The organism is Neobacillus sp. PS3-40, assembly GCF_030915485.1.
GTDB lineage: Bacteria > Bacillota > Bacilli > Bacillales > Cytobacillaceae > JAUZPL01.
The window spans coordinates 1,364,984-1,379,820 of sequence record NZ_CP133266.1 but is presented as its reverse complement, the minus strand read 5'-3'; the positions used below and the strand labels follow the sequence as shown (position 1 = coordinate 1,379,820).

At 36.8% G+C, this 14,837-nt stretch carries 15 protein-coding genes; 9 read left to right on the top strand and 6 right to left on the bottom strand.

The features are described from left to right. Positions 1–36: 36 nt before the first annotated feature. Positions 37–351: a hypothetical protein gene (locus RCG20_RS07055; RefSeq protein WP_308183526.1), complete on the bottom strand. Its 315-nt coding sequence runs from the start codon at positions 349–351 to the stop codon at positions 37–39. A 99-nt stretch (positions 352–450) separates the two neighbouring features. After that, complete coding sequence (locus RCG20_RS07050; protein ID WP_308183525.1) at positions 451–903, bottom strand: universal stress protein; 453 nt, start codon at positions 901–903, stop codon at positions 451–453. Positions 904–1,006: 103 nt separating this feature from the next. Between RCG20_RS07050 and RCG20_RS07045 the strand changes: the two genes are divergently transcribed. From RCG20_RS07045 to ald, 3 genes are all read left to right on the top strand, one after another. After that, the gene (locus RCG20_RS07045; protein WP_308183524.1) at positions 1,007–1,171 is read left to right on the top strand and encodes a hypothetical protein; all 165 of its coding nucleotides are present in this window, start codon (positions 1,007–1,009) and stop codon (positions 1,169–1,171) included. A gap of 173 nt (positions 1,172–1,344) precedes the next feature. Beyond that, positions 1,345–1,725, top strand: coding sequence for a hypothetical protein (locus RCG20_RS07040; RefSeq protein ID WP_308183523.1), 381 nt, complete (start codon positions 1,345–1,347; stop codon positions 1,723–1,725). Positions 1,726–1,955: 230 nt separating this feature from the next. Further along, the gene (gene ald / locus RCG20_RS07035; RefSeq protein ID WP_308183522.1) at positions 1,956–3,077 is read left to right on the top strand and encodes an alanine dehydrogenase; all 1,122 of its coding nucleotides are present in this window, start codon (positions 1,956–1,958) and stop codon (positions 3,075–3,077) included. A gap of 665 nt (positions 3,078–3,742) precedes the next feature. On the opposite strand, the gene RCG20_RS07030 is transcribed toward ald, so the two are convergent. Beyond that, positions 3,743–4,843, bottom strand: coding sequence for a M24 family metallopeptidase (locus RCG20_RS07030; protein WP_308183521.1), 1,101 nt, complete (start codon positions 4,841–4,843; stop codon positions 3,743–3,745). 155 nt (positions 4,844–4,998) lie between these two features. Here RCG20_RS07030 and RCG20_RS07025 point away from each other — a divergent pair, with 155 nt between their 5' ends. The 3 genes from RCG20_RS07025 (at position 4,999) to RCG20_RS07015 (ending at position 7,450) form a co-directional block, all read left to right on the top strand. After that, positions 4,999–5,679, top strand: a complete 681-nt coding sequence (locus tag RCG20_RS07025) for a metal-dependent hydrolase (RefSeq protein ID WP_308183520.1) — start codon at positions 4,999–5,001, stop codon at positions 5,677–5,679. A gap of 78 nt (positions 5,680–5,757) precedes the next feature. Next, entirely contained in the window at positions 5,758–6,000 is a 243-nt protein-coding gene (locus RCG20_RS07020; protein WP_308183519.1) for a hypothetical protein, read from the top strand. 130 nt (positions 6,001–6,130) lie between these two features. Beyond that, positions 6,131–7,450 carry a DRTGG domain-containing protein gene (locus RCG20_RS07015; protein ID WP_308183518.1) on the top strand — a complete coding sequence of 440 codons (1,320 nt, stop codon included), beginning with the start codon at positions 6,131–6,133 and terminating at the stop codon, positions 7,448–7,450. A gap of 107 nt (positions 7,451–7,557) precedes the next feature. On the opposite strand, the gene RCG20_RS07010 is transcribed toward RCG20_RS07015, so the two are convergent. Next, complete coding sequence (locus RCG20_RS07010; protein WP_308183517.1) at positions 7,558–7,866, bottom strand: YtpI family protein; 309 nt, start codon at positions 7,864–7,866, stop codon at positions 7,558–7,560. 121 nt (positions 7,867–7,987) lie between these two features. Between RCG20_RS07010 and RCG20_RS07005 the strand changes: the two genes are divergently transcribed. After that, positions 7,988–8,929: a DHH family phosphoesterase gene (locus tag RCG20_RS07005; protein ID WP_308183516.1), complete on the top strand. Its 942-nt coding sequence runs from the start codon at positions 7,988–7,990 to the stop codon at positions 8,927–8,929. A 96-nt stretch (positions 8,930–9,025) separates the two neighbouring features. On the opposite strand, the gene ytrI is transcribed toward RCG20_RS07005, so the two are convergent. Continuing rightward, positions 9,026–9,529, bottom strand: coding sequence for a sporulation membrane protein YtrI (ytrI, locus tag RCG20_RS07000; RefSeq protein ID WP_308183515.1), 504 nt, complete (start codon positions 9,527–9,529; stop codon positions 9,026–9,028). Continuing rightward, on the bottom strand, positions 9,526–9,864 hold the full coding sequence (locus RCG20_RS06995) for a sporulation membrane protein YtrH (protein ID WP_308183514.1): 339 nt from the start codon (positions 9,862–9,864) through the stop codon (positions 9,526–9,528). Before RCG20_RS06995 ends, ytrI begins: the two co-directional genes overlap by 4 nt. A gap of 224 nt (positions 9,865–10,088) precedes the next feature. On the opposite strand from RCG20_RS06995, the gene dnaE reads away from it, so the two are divergent. Next, positions 10,089–13,457 carry a DNA polymerase III subunit alpha gene (gene dnaE / locus RCG20_RS06990; protein ID WP_308183513.1) on the top strand — a complete coding sequence of 1,123 codons (3,369 nt, stop codon included), beginning with the start codon at positions 10,089–10,091 and terminating at the stop codon, positions 13,455–13,457. Positions 13,458–13,572: 115 nt separating this feature from the next. Further along, on the top strand, positions 13,573–14,811 hold the full coding sequence (locus tag RCG20_RS06985) for an NADP-dependent malic enzyme (RefSeq protein ID WP_308183512.1): 1,239 nt from the start codon (positions 13,573–13,575) through the stop codon (positions 14,809–14,811). Positions 14,812–14,837 lie beyond the last annotated feature (26 nt).

The window sequence follows — 14,837 nt, the reverse complement described above, 5'->3', positions numbered from 1 at the left end:
ACACCTCTGTAATCCACGCCAATCGTAGATTTTTCTTTATTGATGAACTTTTGTTGAAACGGTTTGATTTGCACGAAACCAAATCCATAAATCATTAATAATAGAAGCAAGCTCAGCTATTTCGCTATTTAATTCACATGAGCGTGGAAAGTCACTTTCATTTGATAACAATGCTTGTTTCTCGTTAATATCTTCTTCGAGCTCTGCAATTCGGTCGGGAATGGAACCACGAATTTTTTCCCAATTAAATAAAATGGAATGTTGAACTTCTTTTTTATAATGATCCCAATCTAACTTTAGGTCAGGTATGGAAATACCAAGCCGTTGATCGAAAGCAAAGCATTCTTTCATTTTTTATCCTCCATCAAGTAGTTTTTTCTATTTTACTACAAAGAACAATTTAAACAAATAAAAAACATGTAGCTGTATGCTACACGCAGTTGTTTTTGCTTAGATTTCATCCTTCTCAGTTCGAACAACGAGTACATCGCAGGGGGCATAACGGGTAATATTTTGCGAAACACTTCCGATTAAAAATCTCTCAATTGCATTCATACCTGTTGCTCCGCAAATAATTAAATCTATGTTGTGTTTTTTTGCTATTTCCTTTGGGATTTTTACTTTGGGAGAGCCGTAATGAATTTCATATTGAACGTTTAATACCCCTGCATCAGTTGCAAGATTTTGATATCTTTTAAGCAGTTCTCCTGCATACTTATCAGTTTTTTCAATGATTGTTTGATCAAGTGCCTCCATTGCGGCAAATGTTCTTGTTTCAATAACATGGACTAATAAAAGTCTCGCATTATTTTGTTTGGAAATTTCGATTGCTTTCTTAAAAGCCCATTCTGCTTCGATAGAGCCATCGATAGCTACTAAAATATTTTGATATTTAAGTACCACTGCCATCTCCTCCTTACCTAAATTATATAAAAATTAGTATGAATATGTGTTTCGAAATATCGAATAATAATAATGTTGCATACTTTGAAAGGGGGAATTTTTTGTGAAAAAAAATGAATCTAAAAACCAGTATTCATTTGAATTTGATGAACAGGGAGCGACTGTTGTAAGCGAACAAATTATGAACGCATATAACAGTGGTTTTATTGACCAGGAAGAATTACAGGAAGATCGTGATGAGTTAGGGAGAAGTGAAACCACTATATAATTCTTAATTCAAGTAAGGCTGCCCTACGTGGGTGGCCTTTTTCAATTGTGCAAATTAAATAAAATAGATATTTGCCATGGGAATTTTTTGTCATCAGGGCATTTACCCAAGAGTCTTCCTTTTTGGTTGCATATCCTTTAATGTGAGTAATAAAAAAAATGAGGAGGAATAAAATGAGTCCCGAAATGCAATATATGGATCCAATAGATGAAAGAATTCGCCCAGGTTTCGGTGGATTTGGTCATGGGTTTGGAGGATTTGGCCACGGATTTGGAGGATTTGGCCACGGATTTGGAGGATTCGGCCATGGATTCGGAGGATTTGGCCACGGATTTGGTCGTCCGTTTGGTTTTGGATTTGGCCGACCATTTGGTTTTGGGTTTGGCCGTCCATTCGGTTTCGGATTTGGTGGAGCTCCATTTTTTGGCGGGTTCTTAGGAGGATTGGCAACAGGGGCATTATTAAGCCCTTATGGTTATGGTTACGGTTACGGCTATCCTTATTACGGTTATCCATACCCATACCCATATCCTTATATGTATCCTTGGTATTAAAATATGATTAGTGCTTTTACAGCTTTGCCTTTAATCGGGCAAAGCTTTTTTCAGCTTATAAGAATCAGTCATCAACGCCAATCGGCGATTTTTCTTTATTAGGAGTAAAATAACGCTTATAGGGAAAGATTAATTCTGGGTAAATATCTTTTATCTTTAACAGAATAAGGTACTATTGTAAAGGAAAAATCGTATTATTTTACTAGGTAAGGAAATTAGGAGGTATATACATGCGTATTGGAGTGCCTAAAGAGATAAAGAATAATGAAAACCGGATAGCAATGACGCCTGCTGGGGTCGTTAATCTTTTGAAATTTAATCACGAAGTATTTATTGAAAAAGGTGCAGGAGTGGGTTCTGGTTTTTTGGATGAAGATTATACTTCTGCAGGTGCAAAACTCGTTGAAACTGCTAAAGAAGCTTGGTCCATGGATATGGTAATGAAAGTGAAGGAACCACTTCCAAGTGAATATTCATATTTTCGTGAGGGATTAATTTTGTTCACCTATTTACATTTAGCCCCAGAGCCAGAACTAACCAAAGCATTACTTGATAATAAGGTTATTGGAATTGCTTATGAAACTGTGCAGCTACCAAACCGCTCACTTCCACTTTTAACTCCTATGAGTGAAGTTGCTGGAAGGATGGCAGCCCAAATTGGGGCTCAATTCTTAGAAAAGGTATATGGTGGTAAGGGAATTCTTCTTTCAGGTGTACCAGGTGTTCACAGGGGAATCGTTACGATTATTGGGGGAGGCGTAGCCGGAACAAATGCAGCTAAAATGGCGATTGGTTTAGGCGCAAAGGTAACAATTATTGATTTAAACCCTGACCGCCTCCGTCAACTTGATGATATTTTCGGTTCCGAAATAACAACACTTATGTCAAATCCATATAATTTAGCCGAAGCTGTTAAAGAATCAGATTTAGTTATCGGCGCTGTACTTATTCCAGGAGCAAAGGCACCCAAATTGGTAACGGAAGAAATGATTAAATCAATGAAACCTGGAAGCGTTGTGGTGGATATTGCAATTGACCAAGGTGGTATTTTTGAAACAACAGATCGAATTTCCACACATGATAATCCAACATATGAAAAGTATGGGGTTGTCCATTATGCGGTTGCAAATATGCCTGGTGCCGTTCCACGTACCTCAACCATTGCATTAACAAACATGACCGTGCCTTATGCCATTCAAATTGCTAATAAAGGATATGTAAAGGCTTGCCTTGAAAATGAAGCGTTGCTAAAAGGGATCAATACACTTGGAGGCTATGTAACATATAAAGCTGTTGCTGAAGCACTTGGTTTGGAGAGTTCTGATACCAAAACATTACTAGAAAAACTATAAAGAAAAAAAGGATCCGGAAACTCTAAGAAGTTCCGATAACGTGGAGAAAAACGTAAATAGCCCTGTTGAGTGTATTTAGACCATAACTTTGCCCGTTGATTTCCGCTCCGGGCACTTGCTCACTTGCTTTCCGCGGGGAGGGATGGAAGCCTCCTCGGCGTACGTCTGTGGGGTCTCCCGTTCCCTCTAATCCCGCAGGAGTCAAGTGCCCTCCGCTCCAATCAACTCAGATAGATAAAGTGAAAAAGTCTGAAAACATCCAAAGACCACTAATGATTCCAAAAGGCCTCTATTTTAATGACATTAGTGGAGACCTAGCAGGCACTTAAGCGAGGGCACTGAAAAATTTCTTTTTATCAATAAGGAAATATAGCTGTATTAAAAAAGACGACTCTAAAATTCAATGCTGAATTTTGAGCCGCCTTTTTTCATTGACTATGTTAAAGCGTACTATTGCTTTTGGCACACTGTTGATTGGAGCGTAAGGTGCTCGACTCCTGCGGGAGCAGCGGGACAGGTGAGACCCCGCAGGCGCTTCAGCGCCGAGGAGGCTCACCGCCCGCCCCGCGGAAAGCGAGCACCTGGAGCGGAAATCAACAGACAATTTTCAAAGAACGTTACATGAAGACTTTTTCTCTGAACTCCTGCCGTTTTCTTTAAAAACACTATTGTCTAATAATTTGAAGGTCTTTAGGGAATTTTGTTAAAACTTTTACACCATCGGCAGTAATATAGACATCATCTTCAATCCGAACTCCTGCTACATCGGGTACATAAATACCTGGTTCGATCGTATAAACCATTCCTTCTTCAAGAATAAGCTGGTTGGTTTCAGTCATCGAAGGATACTCATGAACACTTATCCCGAGGCCATGTCCAAGACGGTGTGGAAAATATTCTCCATACCCTGCTTCAGCAATAATTCTTCGGGCAGTTAAGTCAACATCAGCTGAGGTAACCCCTGGTTTGCTAGCATCTATCGCAGCAAGTTGTGCATTTAAAACTGTATCATAAATTTCTTTTTGTTTTTCATTAATATCCCCATAGGCAACTGTTCTTGTGATATCAGAACAATAACGATCAACGACAACTCCTAAATCAAATAAAACGAGATCGCCCTTTTGAATCTTTGTTAAACCGGGGTTTCCGTGTGGTGAAGCTGCATTTGCACCGGTCAAAACCATTGTCGCAAATGACATTTCTGTAACGCCTTTTTTCTTTAAGGCGAATTCAATCGCTGAAAGAATCTCTAACTCTGTTTTGCCTTCTTTAATTTCACTTACCCCGACCTCAACGGCAAAATCAGCAAGTGAACATGCTTCTTCAATTGTTTTTAATTCTTTAGCATCCTTTATCATTCGAAGCTTTCTTAATTTTTCTTCTGCTGAAATAAATGTAGCATTAGGAAATAAATTTGAAATGGCTTCGTAGCGTTCAACATTCATGTGTTCTTTTTCAATTGCTACTTTTGAGATGTTTTTACTTCTTTTATTAATGGCTTGTTGAATCATTTCCCATGGATGATCGATGTCGCTGTATCCAATGATTTCAGATTCCCAACCAGAATTTTTCGCACCATGTTTTTCCATTCCAGGACAAACTAAAAATGGCTCATCATCTTGGAAAATACCCAGAGCAAGTAACCGCTCATGTGGATCACTATAAAATCCACTCAAATAAAATACATTTTCTGAAGAGGTAATAAAGCTGACTTGAATATCATTTTCTTTCATCCATGCTTGAAATTTACTTAATCTTTGGTTCATTTTTTGTCCCCCCTAAAAATAAATCATATTTTGAGAGTATCAACAAAAATAAAAAAAGTAAACACTAAAAGGATTAGAAAGAATGTAAGAAGAAGGAGTTTTCTTGGATAAAAGGGAAATAGTAATATAAATTTTTAATAAGGGAGAGGTAATTTATGAAGGTTTCTTTTCATGGACATTCAGTTGTCCAAATTAAATCGGCGGGAAAAACAATTTTAATCGATCCGTTCATTACTGGGAACACTCTAACAGATCTTAAGGTAGAAAATATGCATCCTGATGTCATTATTTTAACTCATGGACATGGGGACCATATGGGCGATACGTATGAATTAGCTAAAAAAAGTGGCGCACTTATCATATCAAACGCTGAAATTGCTACATACTTTAGCTGGCAAGGACTGCAAACTCATGGGATGAATATCGGTGGTGCTTATCAGTTTGATTTTGGAAAGGTCAAATTCACGCAAGCTTTTCATAGTACTGGTTTGATGACTGAACAAAAGGAAATCATATATTTAGGAATGCCTGCAGGGGTTCTGTTTATGAATGAAGGAAAAACGATCTATCATGCTGGTGACACAGGACTTTTTTCAGATATGAAATTAATTGGTGACCGCCATCCGATTGATGTTGCTTTCTTGCCAATTGGAGATAACTTTACAATGGGACCTGAAGATGCAGCATATGCAGCAGGGCTATTAAAGGCGAAAATAGTTGTGCCTATTCACTATAATACATTCCCGCCTATTAAACAGGATCCCAAAAAGTTTATCAAAATGATTGAGGATGGAAATGGTAGAATATTAAACCCTGGTGAAGAAATAGAAATCTAAGGTTCTTGCAATGTGTTCGACTTTTTTTTCCACTTAGAGCATAAAGATTAAACAAGCAGTCTTTAAGGAGGAAAATAAATGAAAAAGAACAGATATTTACTTTGTCTTTTAGTATGTGGATTTTTGCTTTATTTTGCAGTGCCAAAGCTATCTTTAACAACTGGTGGGGCACAGGAGGCATTTTCCCTTATCTGGCTTTCGTTTGCTCTAATTGTTATTGCGGGAAATCTTACAGGGTTGCTGTATCATCCAAGAAAAAAGCTTCAACAAAATGGACATGTTCAAAAGCAAAGAACTAGTAAGAAGCGTTCCTTTCATTGATGCTAATTTGCCCAATGTCCCATATTGCATTGAATCAAGGCTTTTTTCGCTTTATAATTAAATCTAAGTTCATACCGGTAAATGAGTGACCCGGATTATGGGGATAATTTAAATATAAAGGGTGAAAATCTTGGCCACAAAGCATGAACAAATACTACAGTACATTGATGAACTTTCGATCGGAGAAAAAATATCAGTGCGACAAATCGCCAAGGCGATGAAGGTAAGTGAAGGAACCGCGTATCGTGCAATTAAGGATGCTGAGAATAAGGGCTTTGTTAGTACAATTGAAAGAGTTGGAACCATTCGTATTGAACGTAAAAAAAGAGAAAACATTGAAAATCTCACTTTCGCAGAGGTTGTAAATATTGTAGATGGCCACGTCGTAGGTGGAAAAGCAGGGCTACATAAAACCCTAAATAAATTTGTTATTGGTGCGATGAAATTAGAGGCTATGATGCGTTATACGGGAGCTGGTAATCTGTTGATTATTGGTAACCGCGCAAAGGCTCATGAGCTTGCATTAAAAGCAGGTGCTGCTGTACTAATAACAGGTGGGTTTGATGCAGAGGATGACGTGAAAAAGTTAGCAGATAAACTACAGATTCCAGTTATTTCAACAAGCTATGATACATTTACTGTTGCGACCATGATCAATCGTGCAATATATGATCAATTGATTAAAAAGAAAATTATCCTAGTAGAAGATATTCTAACACCGTTACAGGAAATATTTTATTTAAATACAAGTGATAAAATTTTGCAGTGGAAGCAGTATAATCAAGACACATCACATAGCCGTTACCCAGTCGTCGATCAAAATATGAAAATCCAGGGTATTATAACAGCTAAGGATATTATTGGACATGATCAGGAAACATTAATTGAAAAGATTATGACGAAAAACCCGCTTATAGTTAGTGGAAAAACAAGTGTCGCATCTGCTGCACATATGATGGTATGGGAAGGAATAGAATTAATTCCTGTTGTAGATGATTCCAATCGACTTGAGGGGATTGTAAGCAGGCAAGATGTTTTGAAGGCTTTGCAAATGAATCAACGTCAACCACAGGTTGGAGAAACTTTAGATAATATCGTAACCAACCAATTGGTTCTAATTCGTGGAAAGACAAAAGGGGAGGATATGTACTCCTGTGAAATCACTCCACAGATGACAAATCATCTTGGAACTATCTCATATGGGGTGTTCACAACGATTGTCTCAGAAGCTGCAAGCCGCGTTTTAAGGAACTATAAAAAAGGTGATCTCGTTGTTGAAAATATGACCATTTATTTTTTAAAGCCAGTTCAAATGGATTGTGTTATTGGTATTTATCCGAAGGTTCTTGAAGTTGGACGTAAATTTGGTAAAGTGGATGTTGAAGTTTTTAATGATGGAGTTCTCGTTGGGAAGGCACTGATGATGTGTCAACTAATTGATCGACATTAGGAAAATGGTGAACAGAGGCTTCGCTCGTTCCTCAAGTGATTGTGGACAATTCCATTGATGATAGTAAGATATGTAAAAGCCGCTTCATAAATAGAAGCGGCTTCACTTTATTCTTTACCTTTGAGGATTTCGGCTTCCTCGATAGCAAATGGGAGATAATGTTTATATATCTTAAAACCAGATATAGCGCTCAGACCACCCAAGATAATAAAAATGGCAGCTATTAAATAAGTAACAATTGTATGAAACAAGAATAACTGGTTAACTCCAAATAGACAGACAAGGAGACCAAGAACTATTCTTGATTTAGCAGAGAGCCACTTTTTTTCGACAGGACGGTTGCTTCGTACGTACTTTATTTTATAAAATACATAGAAAGCAAGTAAAATAACAATTAAAATAACAAGTACTGGCATTTTAAATCCTCCATATTTCGACAATCTTGTTTTTAGTTTACCTTGTATTGATCTGAAATGCCATAATGAATATTTAGTAAACATAGTCAATAATAAATTCATTTTCCGAAGGAGCTTCTTGATGAAAGAAAAAATACTAGCAGCAATTAAAAGGTATGAAACAATCATTGTCCATCGCCATGTTCGCCCAGATCCTGATGCATATGGCTCGCAGTGTGGGTTAGTTGAAATAATAAAAGCTACTTACCCAGATAAAAGGGTATACGCAGTTGGCAAAGAAGACCCATCGCTCCATTATTTACGCCGTCTTGATCAAATTACTGATGAGGTCTACGAAGGGGCACTTGTGATTGTCTGTGATACCGCTAATGCAGAAAGAATTTGTGACAAGAGGTATATGATAGGGGATATGCTGATAAAAATTGATCACCATCCAAATGAAGATCCATATGGTGATTTAGTTTGGGTCGATACAAGTGCAAGCTCAGTAAGTGAAATGATTTATGAATTTTATTTATTTGGAAGTGATAAAGGTCTTAAAATAAACGATGAAGCCGCACGGTTATTATACGCAGGAATAGTCGGAGATACGGGAAGATTCCTTTTTCCAAGTACAACTGAAAAGACATTTACTTATGCTGGAGAATTGATTCATTACCATTTTTCAAGGACAGAACTTTACGACAAAATGTACGAACTTGATGCTAATATCATAAAATTAAATGGCCATATTTTGCAAAATTTTGAGTTCAGGCCAAGTGGTGTTGCATCAATGGTCCTTTCGAAGAGCCTTTTAGATGAATATGGTGCTATGCCTTCCGAGGCTTCGTTACTAGTAGGCACATTAGGAGATGTTAAGGGAATCAAGGCTTGGGTCTTTTTCATAGAAGAAAAGGATCAAATTCGCGTTCGTCTTCGCTCCAAAGGGCCTGTAATTAATGAAGTAGCTAAAATGTACAATGGTGGTGGTCATCCACTCGCAGCAGGGGCGTCTATTTATTCATGGGATCAGGTTGATGAGGTCATTGCAGAGGTAGAAAAAGCGTGTGAAGCAAAAGAATAAATCAGAAAAATGCCACGGTCCAATGTGCTATCAATGTGATAGTTACTTGAAAAATTAATAAGACTTCGGTCCTGAGACTCCCTCGAGGACCGATTTTTAATTACTAAAATGGATTTCTAGTTGAATGGAAAGGGTTGTATAAATAACCATTTCCTTTACTTCAAGTTTATATTCTTTACCATTAATCTTTACTGTTTTATTTTCAATAATTTTTTTGATTAAATCTTTACTTTTATAGACAGTTTCTAAGTCTTTTGCCACCATCATACCAATATCTTCTTTTACCGAATCTTCTACCTCAAAAGCACTATAAGAATCTAGAGAATATTTTTCCCAGTTTGTAATTCTTACATTGATTTTTTGAACAGTGATTTGTTCAATATTTCGCTTATTTGCAGCCTTATATTCATCCTGCCAAATTTTAATATCATTATTTAATTCAGCAATTTCCTCACGCTGCGCATGAATGAGCTTCGTATACTTTTCTTGCCAAAATCCATAGATATAAATAAATATGCACCAGCTAATAGCACCTCCAATGGCAGCTCCAGCTAAAAACCGCTGCCAAGAAGGGCGTCTGTATAACGGGGGAATTCTCATGATGAGACATACTCCTGGGTTAACCATTTTATGAGTAGTGCTCCTGTTTGGGCACCTCCCAATGCAGCCGTGATCAGTAAAAGTTGCTTGAATATATCCTTCGTAGCCGCATCGAAAATCCCTCTTTCGAAGCTGTACACAGTATCAAATGTTCCTCCGATTGCCGCTACGATTGCCCATATCCTTAGCAATGTGGACAAGCGGTAAATTGTTGTTAATAATGGTTGCCCAGTCAAGAAAGCTGAGAGACCACCAATAAGCGAACCTCCAAGCAATACTCCTAAAGCTATAAAATAACTTTCAATAAAAGAAGGAAAGAAGCCTATTTCTTTCATTTTCTAAAACCACCTAACCTTATATCAATGATCTTTCTATCATCATATGGACGAAGTATCAAGAATATGTTTCTGATAATTGGTTAGCTTTGGCGAATTATATTGATAAAATCAACAGAGTTTTTTAACATAGCTATTTAGTTGAAAATGAGAACATATTTTCTTTTTTTTTGATGAAGGACTATAATTAAAAGATAATAAAGATTTTAAAAGGGTGTGATTACGTGTCATTTATTCACCTTCAAACATATAGTGCGTATACTCTACTGACAAGTACAGCTTCTATTGAAAACTTAGTTATGAATGCGAAGAAAAAAGGATTTTCATCTCTTGCGCTAACGGATAGAAACGTGATGTATGGGGCAGTGGAATTTTATAAACTTTGCCGTAAAAATGAAATGAATCCAATTATCGGATTAACAGTCGATATGGAAAGTGCAATAACAGAAGAAGAAACTTCATTTCCATTAGTATTACTAGCGGAGAATGAAGTAGGTTTTAAAAATTTACTTAAAATTTCCAGTGTTGTTCAAACCAAAGCTAAAAATGGAATTCCAATGAAATGGCTAAAACACTACATAAAAGGGCTTATTGCCATTACGCCTGGTATAGAAGGTGAAATTGAACAATATCTTATAAAGGGAAAGGAAACCGAGGCAAAGAATTTAATTGGAAAATTTGATCATTTGTTTGGAAGAGGAAACTTTTTTCTTTCAGTTCAAAATCATCAAATGGAACAGGAAAGTGAAATTAGAAAAAAGTTTTATTTAATCGGAAAAGAGATGGATATACCGATTGTCGCCACCAACCAAGTTCATTATTTAGAAAAAGAGGATATGTTTGCCCATGAATGTTTACTGGCTATAAAAAATGGTGATAAATTACAGGAAGATCATCGAGAAGTGCTTGGAAGTAATCAATTTTATTTGAAATCTGCTAATGAAATGGTTGAATGTTTATCAGAGTATCCTGAGGCTTTAGAGAATACCCTTAAAATAGTCAAAAGATGTAATGTTAATATAGAGCTCAATAAATCCTATTTGCCTAAATTTCCTACCGAAAATGGTCAGTTGGCAGATGAATACCTTGAAGAATTGTGTAATGAAGGGATTTTGAAGAGGTTTCATTCTCCCAAGAAGGAATATTTTGAACGTCTTGACTATGAATTAACCGTGATTAAACGAATGAAATTTAGTGATTACTTTTTAATTGTGTGGGATTTTATGAAATATTCTCGTGAACATGGAATTTTAACTGGTCCCGGCCGCGGATCAGCAGCGGGATCTCTAGTTGCATACGTCTTATTTATTACAGATGTTGACCCCATTGAACATCAATTGTTATTTGAACGTTTTTTGAATCCTGAAAGAATATCGATGCCTGATATTGATATTGATTTTCCAGATCAAAGGCGTGAGGATGTAATAGAGTATGTAGCTAAGAAATACGGTGAACTTCATGTCGCACAGATTATAACGTTTGGAACTTTGGCTGCAAAAGCTGCTTTAAGGGATGTAGGAAAGGTATTTGGTTTAAACTCGAAGGAATTGGATCAATTATCAAGGCTTGTTCCAGCGCGACTAGGCATTAACTTAAGTACTGCCTTACAAGAATCAAAAAAACTTAGGGAATTTGTTAATGCGACCCCTTCAAATCAGAGCCTCTTTGAAACCGCCCAAAAGCTAGAAGGACTTCCAAAACATACTTCCACACATGCGGCTGGAGTGGTAATTAGTGAGAAACCACTTACTGAACTTGTTCCGATCCAAGAAGGCCATAACCATGTCTATTTGACCCAATATTCTATGGAACATCTTGAGGAAATGGGCCTATTGAAAATGGATTTCCTTGGGTTACGAAATCTTTCACTCATTGAAAATATCTTAAAATCAATTAACCATCAATTAGGTAAAAAGATTGATATTAAGTCCCTTCCATTGGATGATAAGAAAACCTTTGAATTGCTATCTAAGGGTGAAACGACCGGCATTTTTCAGCTTGAATCAGATGGAATGAGAAAAGTTCTAATTAAGCTTATGCCTTCAAGATTTGAAGATATTGTTGCTGTCAATGCTCTTTACCGACCAGGGCCAATGGAAAATATACCACTTTATATAGACCGAAAGCACCATCGAAAGCCTATTGATTATCCGCATAAAGATCTTAAACCTATTTTAGAAAATACGTATGGTGTGATTGTTTATCAGGAGCAGATCATGCAAATTGCTTCCAAAATTGCAGGATTTTCACTTGGGGAGGCAGATCTTTTACGGAGAGCGGTTGGGAAAAAGAAAAAAGATGTTTTAGATATGGAAAGAAATCATTTCGTCCAGGGTGCATTAAAACAAGGGTATGAAGAACCATTTGCAAACGAACTTTATGATCTAATTGTAAAGTTTGCTAATTATGGATTTAACCGAAGCCATGCAGTAGCATACAGTATGATTAGCTATCAACTGGCATACTTGAAAGCACATTATCAAAATTATTTTATGGCTGGTCTCTTAACATCAGTGATTGGAAATGATTTGAAGATAGCGCAGTATGTTAGAGAATCAAAACAAATGGGTATCCGAATTCTTCCTCCATCTATTAATGATAGTAATTTCTTTTTCTTTGTAAAAAATGAGTCTATTCGTTATAGTCTTGCTGCAATAAGGGGAGTAGGTGCATCTGCGCTTAAAGAAATATTGCAAGTGAGGAAAATGAAAAAGTTTAATGATCTATTTGATTTTTGTATTCGTGTTTCACCAAAAACGGTCAATCGAAAAATCCTTGAATTCCTTGTGCATTCGGGGAGTTTCGATGAATTTGGGGAAGATCGTTCAGTGCTCTTAGCAAGTTTGGATGTTGCGCTTATGCATGCTCAATTGGTTAAACCAAATTCCTCCGATCAAATTGATCTTTTCATGGAAGAAGAACTATTACTGAAGCCGAAATATGTTCAAGTAGATCCAATTCGAATGGAAGACAAACTTTCTTTTGAAAAAGATGCATTAGGCCTGTACCTAACAGACCATCCTGTTTCTATCTACAAACAAGTACTAGAGGAAAGAGGGGTAAATCTTTTATTCGATCTAGCTTCTGATAGTAAAAGGGGCACTGCCTGTGTCTATATAAATATAGTTAAAAAAATTCGCACAAAAAAGGGCGACTCAATGGCATTTCTAACTGTTAGTGATTCAAGTGGAGAGCTAGAGGCGGTTGTATTCCCTGAAGTGTATAAAAAATATTCGAATTTTCTAGAACAAGGAAAACTTGCTGTAATTGAAGGAAAGACAGAGAATAGAGAGGGTAATCCTCAGTTTCTCATTCAAAAGGTAGCTAGTATGGAAGTATGGATTAAAGAAGATCATGTGAAAAAATCTTTATTATACCTTAAAATAGTTAATGAAAAACAAGAACCAACTTACCTCCAGCAATTAGAACAAATATTGAGGGGTAATAAAGGTGAAACTGGTGTTGTTTTGCATTATGAAAGTACAGGTAAAACAGTCAGATTGGATAAGGAACATAATATTAATATAAATGAAGAATTATTAAGAAAATTAAAAAAATTACTAGGTATAGGGAATGTGAAATTGAGAGATTAATCTTTACAACTCTTTAATATATGTTATATTGAAAATGGAGATATATGGTCTGACCACATTTAAATCAAACTATTTTAAGCAATTTCTTGAAAAAATCCTTAGGAGTGATCGAATCATGACCTTGCGTGAAGAGGCATTACACCTGCATTTAATTAATCAAGGTAAATTGGAATCGAAATCTAAAGTTCAAGTTCGAAATGCAAAGGATCTTAGTCTTGCATACTCCCCAGGTGTAGCTGAACCGTGTAAAGATATTTATGAAAACACTGACAAAGTATACGATTATACAATGAAGGGGAACATGGTAGCCGTTGTTTCAGACGGAACTGCTGTCCTTGGTTTAGGAAATATTGGCCCGGAAGCTGCACTTCCAGTAATGGAAGGAAAAGCAGTTTTATTTAAATCCTTTGCTGGGGTAGATGCTTTCCCGATCTGTTTAAACACAACAGACATTGAAAAAATAATTGAAACTGTAAAGCTACTTGAGCCAACTTTTGGCGGAGTTAATTTAGAAGATATCGCAGCCCCAAATTGCTTTATCATAGAAGAAAGATTAAAAAAAGAGGCAAATATTCCTGTCTTCCATGATGATCAACATGGAACAGCTATAGTTACAACTGCTGGACTTGTAAATGCACTTAAACTTGTTGGTAAGAAAATGAATGAAATCAAAATTGTAGCCAACGGAGCAGGTGCAGCTGGAATCGCTATTATTAAACTGTTATATAGCTATGGTGTAAGAGATATCATTATGTGTGATACCAAAGGCGCCATCTATGAAGGTCGACCACAGGGCATGAATGCGGTTAAAGATAAAGTGGCGAAATTTACCAATATCAATAAAATTCATGGCAGCCTGAAAGATGTCATTAAAGGCGCAGATGTATTTATTGGTGTTTCGGCTGCAGGTGCTTTAACAAAAGAAATGGTTTCCTCTATGAATGAAGATTCCATTATTTTTGCTATGGCTAATCCAGATCCAGAAATTATGCCTGAGCTGGCAAAAGAAGCTGGAGCGAGAGTGGTTGGTACAGGACGCTCAGATTTCCCTAATCAAGTCAACAATGTTCTCGCATTTCCTGGAATTTTTAGGGGTGCACTTGATGTGCGTGCAACGAATATTAACGAAGCAATGAAAGTTGCTGCAGTTGAGGCAATTGCCGGCTTGATTCGTGAAGATGAACTGCATGCAGACTATGTTATTCCAGGTCCTTTTGATCCTAGAGTTGCTCCAGCAGTTGCTGCAGCAGTTGCAAAAGCGGCCATGGAAACAGGCGTTGCTCGTCTAAAAGTCGACCCTGAAGAAATAAAGGAAAAAACGAAAAGACTTGCCACAATTGATAAAAGCGAATGATAAATAAGTGACAAATGCCACTCAAA

Bases quoted from the DNA above. Each gene is read 5' to 3' on its own strand.
- RCG20_RS07055 (WP_308183526.1), bottom strand. From the start codon at position 351: ATGAAAGAATGCTTTGCTTTCGATCAACGGCTTGGTATTTCCATACCT.
- ald (WP_308183522.1), top strand. From the start codon at position 1,956: ATGCGTATTGGAGTGCCTAAAGAGATAAAGAATAATGAAAACCGGATA.
- RCG20_RS07025 (WP_308183520.1), top strand. From the start codon at position 4,999: ATGAAGGTTTCTTTTCATGGACATTCAGTTGTCCAAATTAAATCGGCG.
- RCG20_RS06985 (WP_308183512.1), top strand. From the start codon at position 13,573: ATGACCTTGCGTGAAGAGGCATTACACCTGCATTTAATTAATCAAGGT.
- RCG20_RS07005 (WP_308183516.1), top strand. From the start codon at position 7,988: ATGAAAGAAAAAATACTAGCAGCAATTAAAAGGTATGAAACAATCATT.
- RCG20_RS07040 (WP_308183523.1), top strand. From the start codon at position 1,345: ATGAGTCCCGAAATGCAATATATGGATCCAATAGATGAAAGAATTCGC.
- RCG20_RS07030 (WP_308183521.1), bottom strand. From the start codon at position 4,843: ATGAACCAAAGATTAAGTAAATTTCAAGCATGGATGAAAGAAAATGAT.
- RCG20_RS06995 (WP_308183514.1), bottom strand. From the start codon at position 9,864: ATGAAAGAAATAGGCTTCTTTCCTTCTTTTATTGAAAGTTATTTTATA.
- RCG20_RS07020 (WP_308183519.1), top strand. From the start codon at position 5,758: ATGAAAAAGAACAGATATTTACTTTGTCTTTTAGTATGTGGATTTTTG.
- RCG20_RS07010 (WP_308183517.1), bottom strand. From the start codon at position 7,866: ATGCCAGTACTTGTTATTTTAATTGTTATTTTACTTGCTTTCTATGTA.
- ytrI (WP_308183515.1), bottom strand. From the start codon at position 9,529: ATGAGAATTCCCCCGTTATACAGACGCCCTTCTTGGCAGCGGTTTTTA.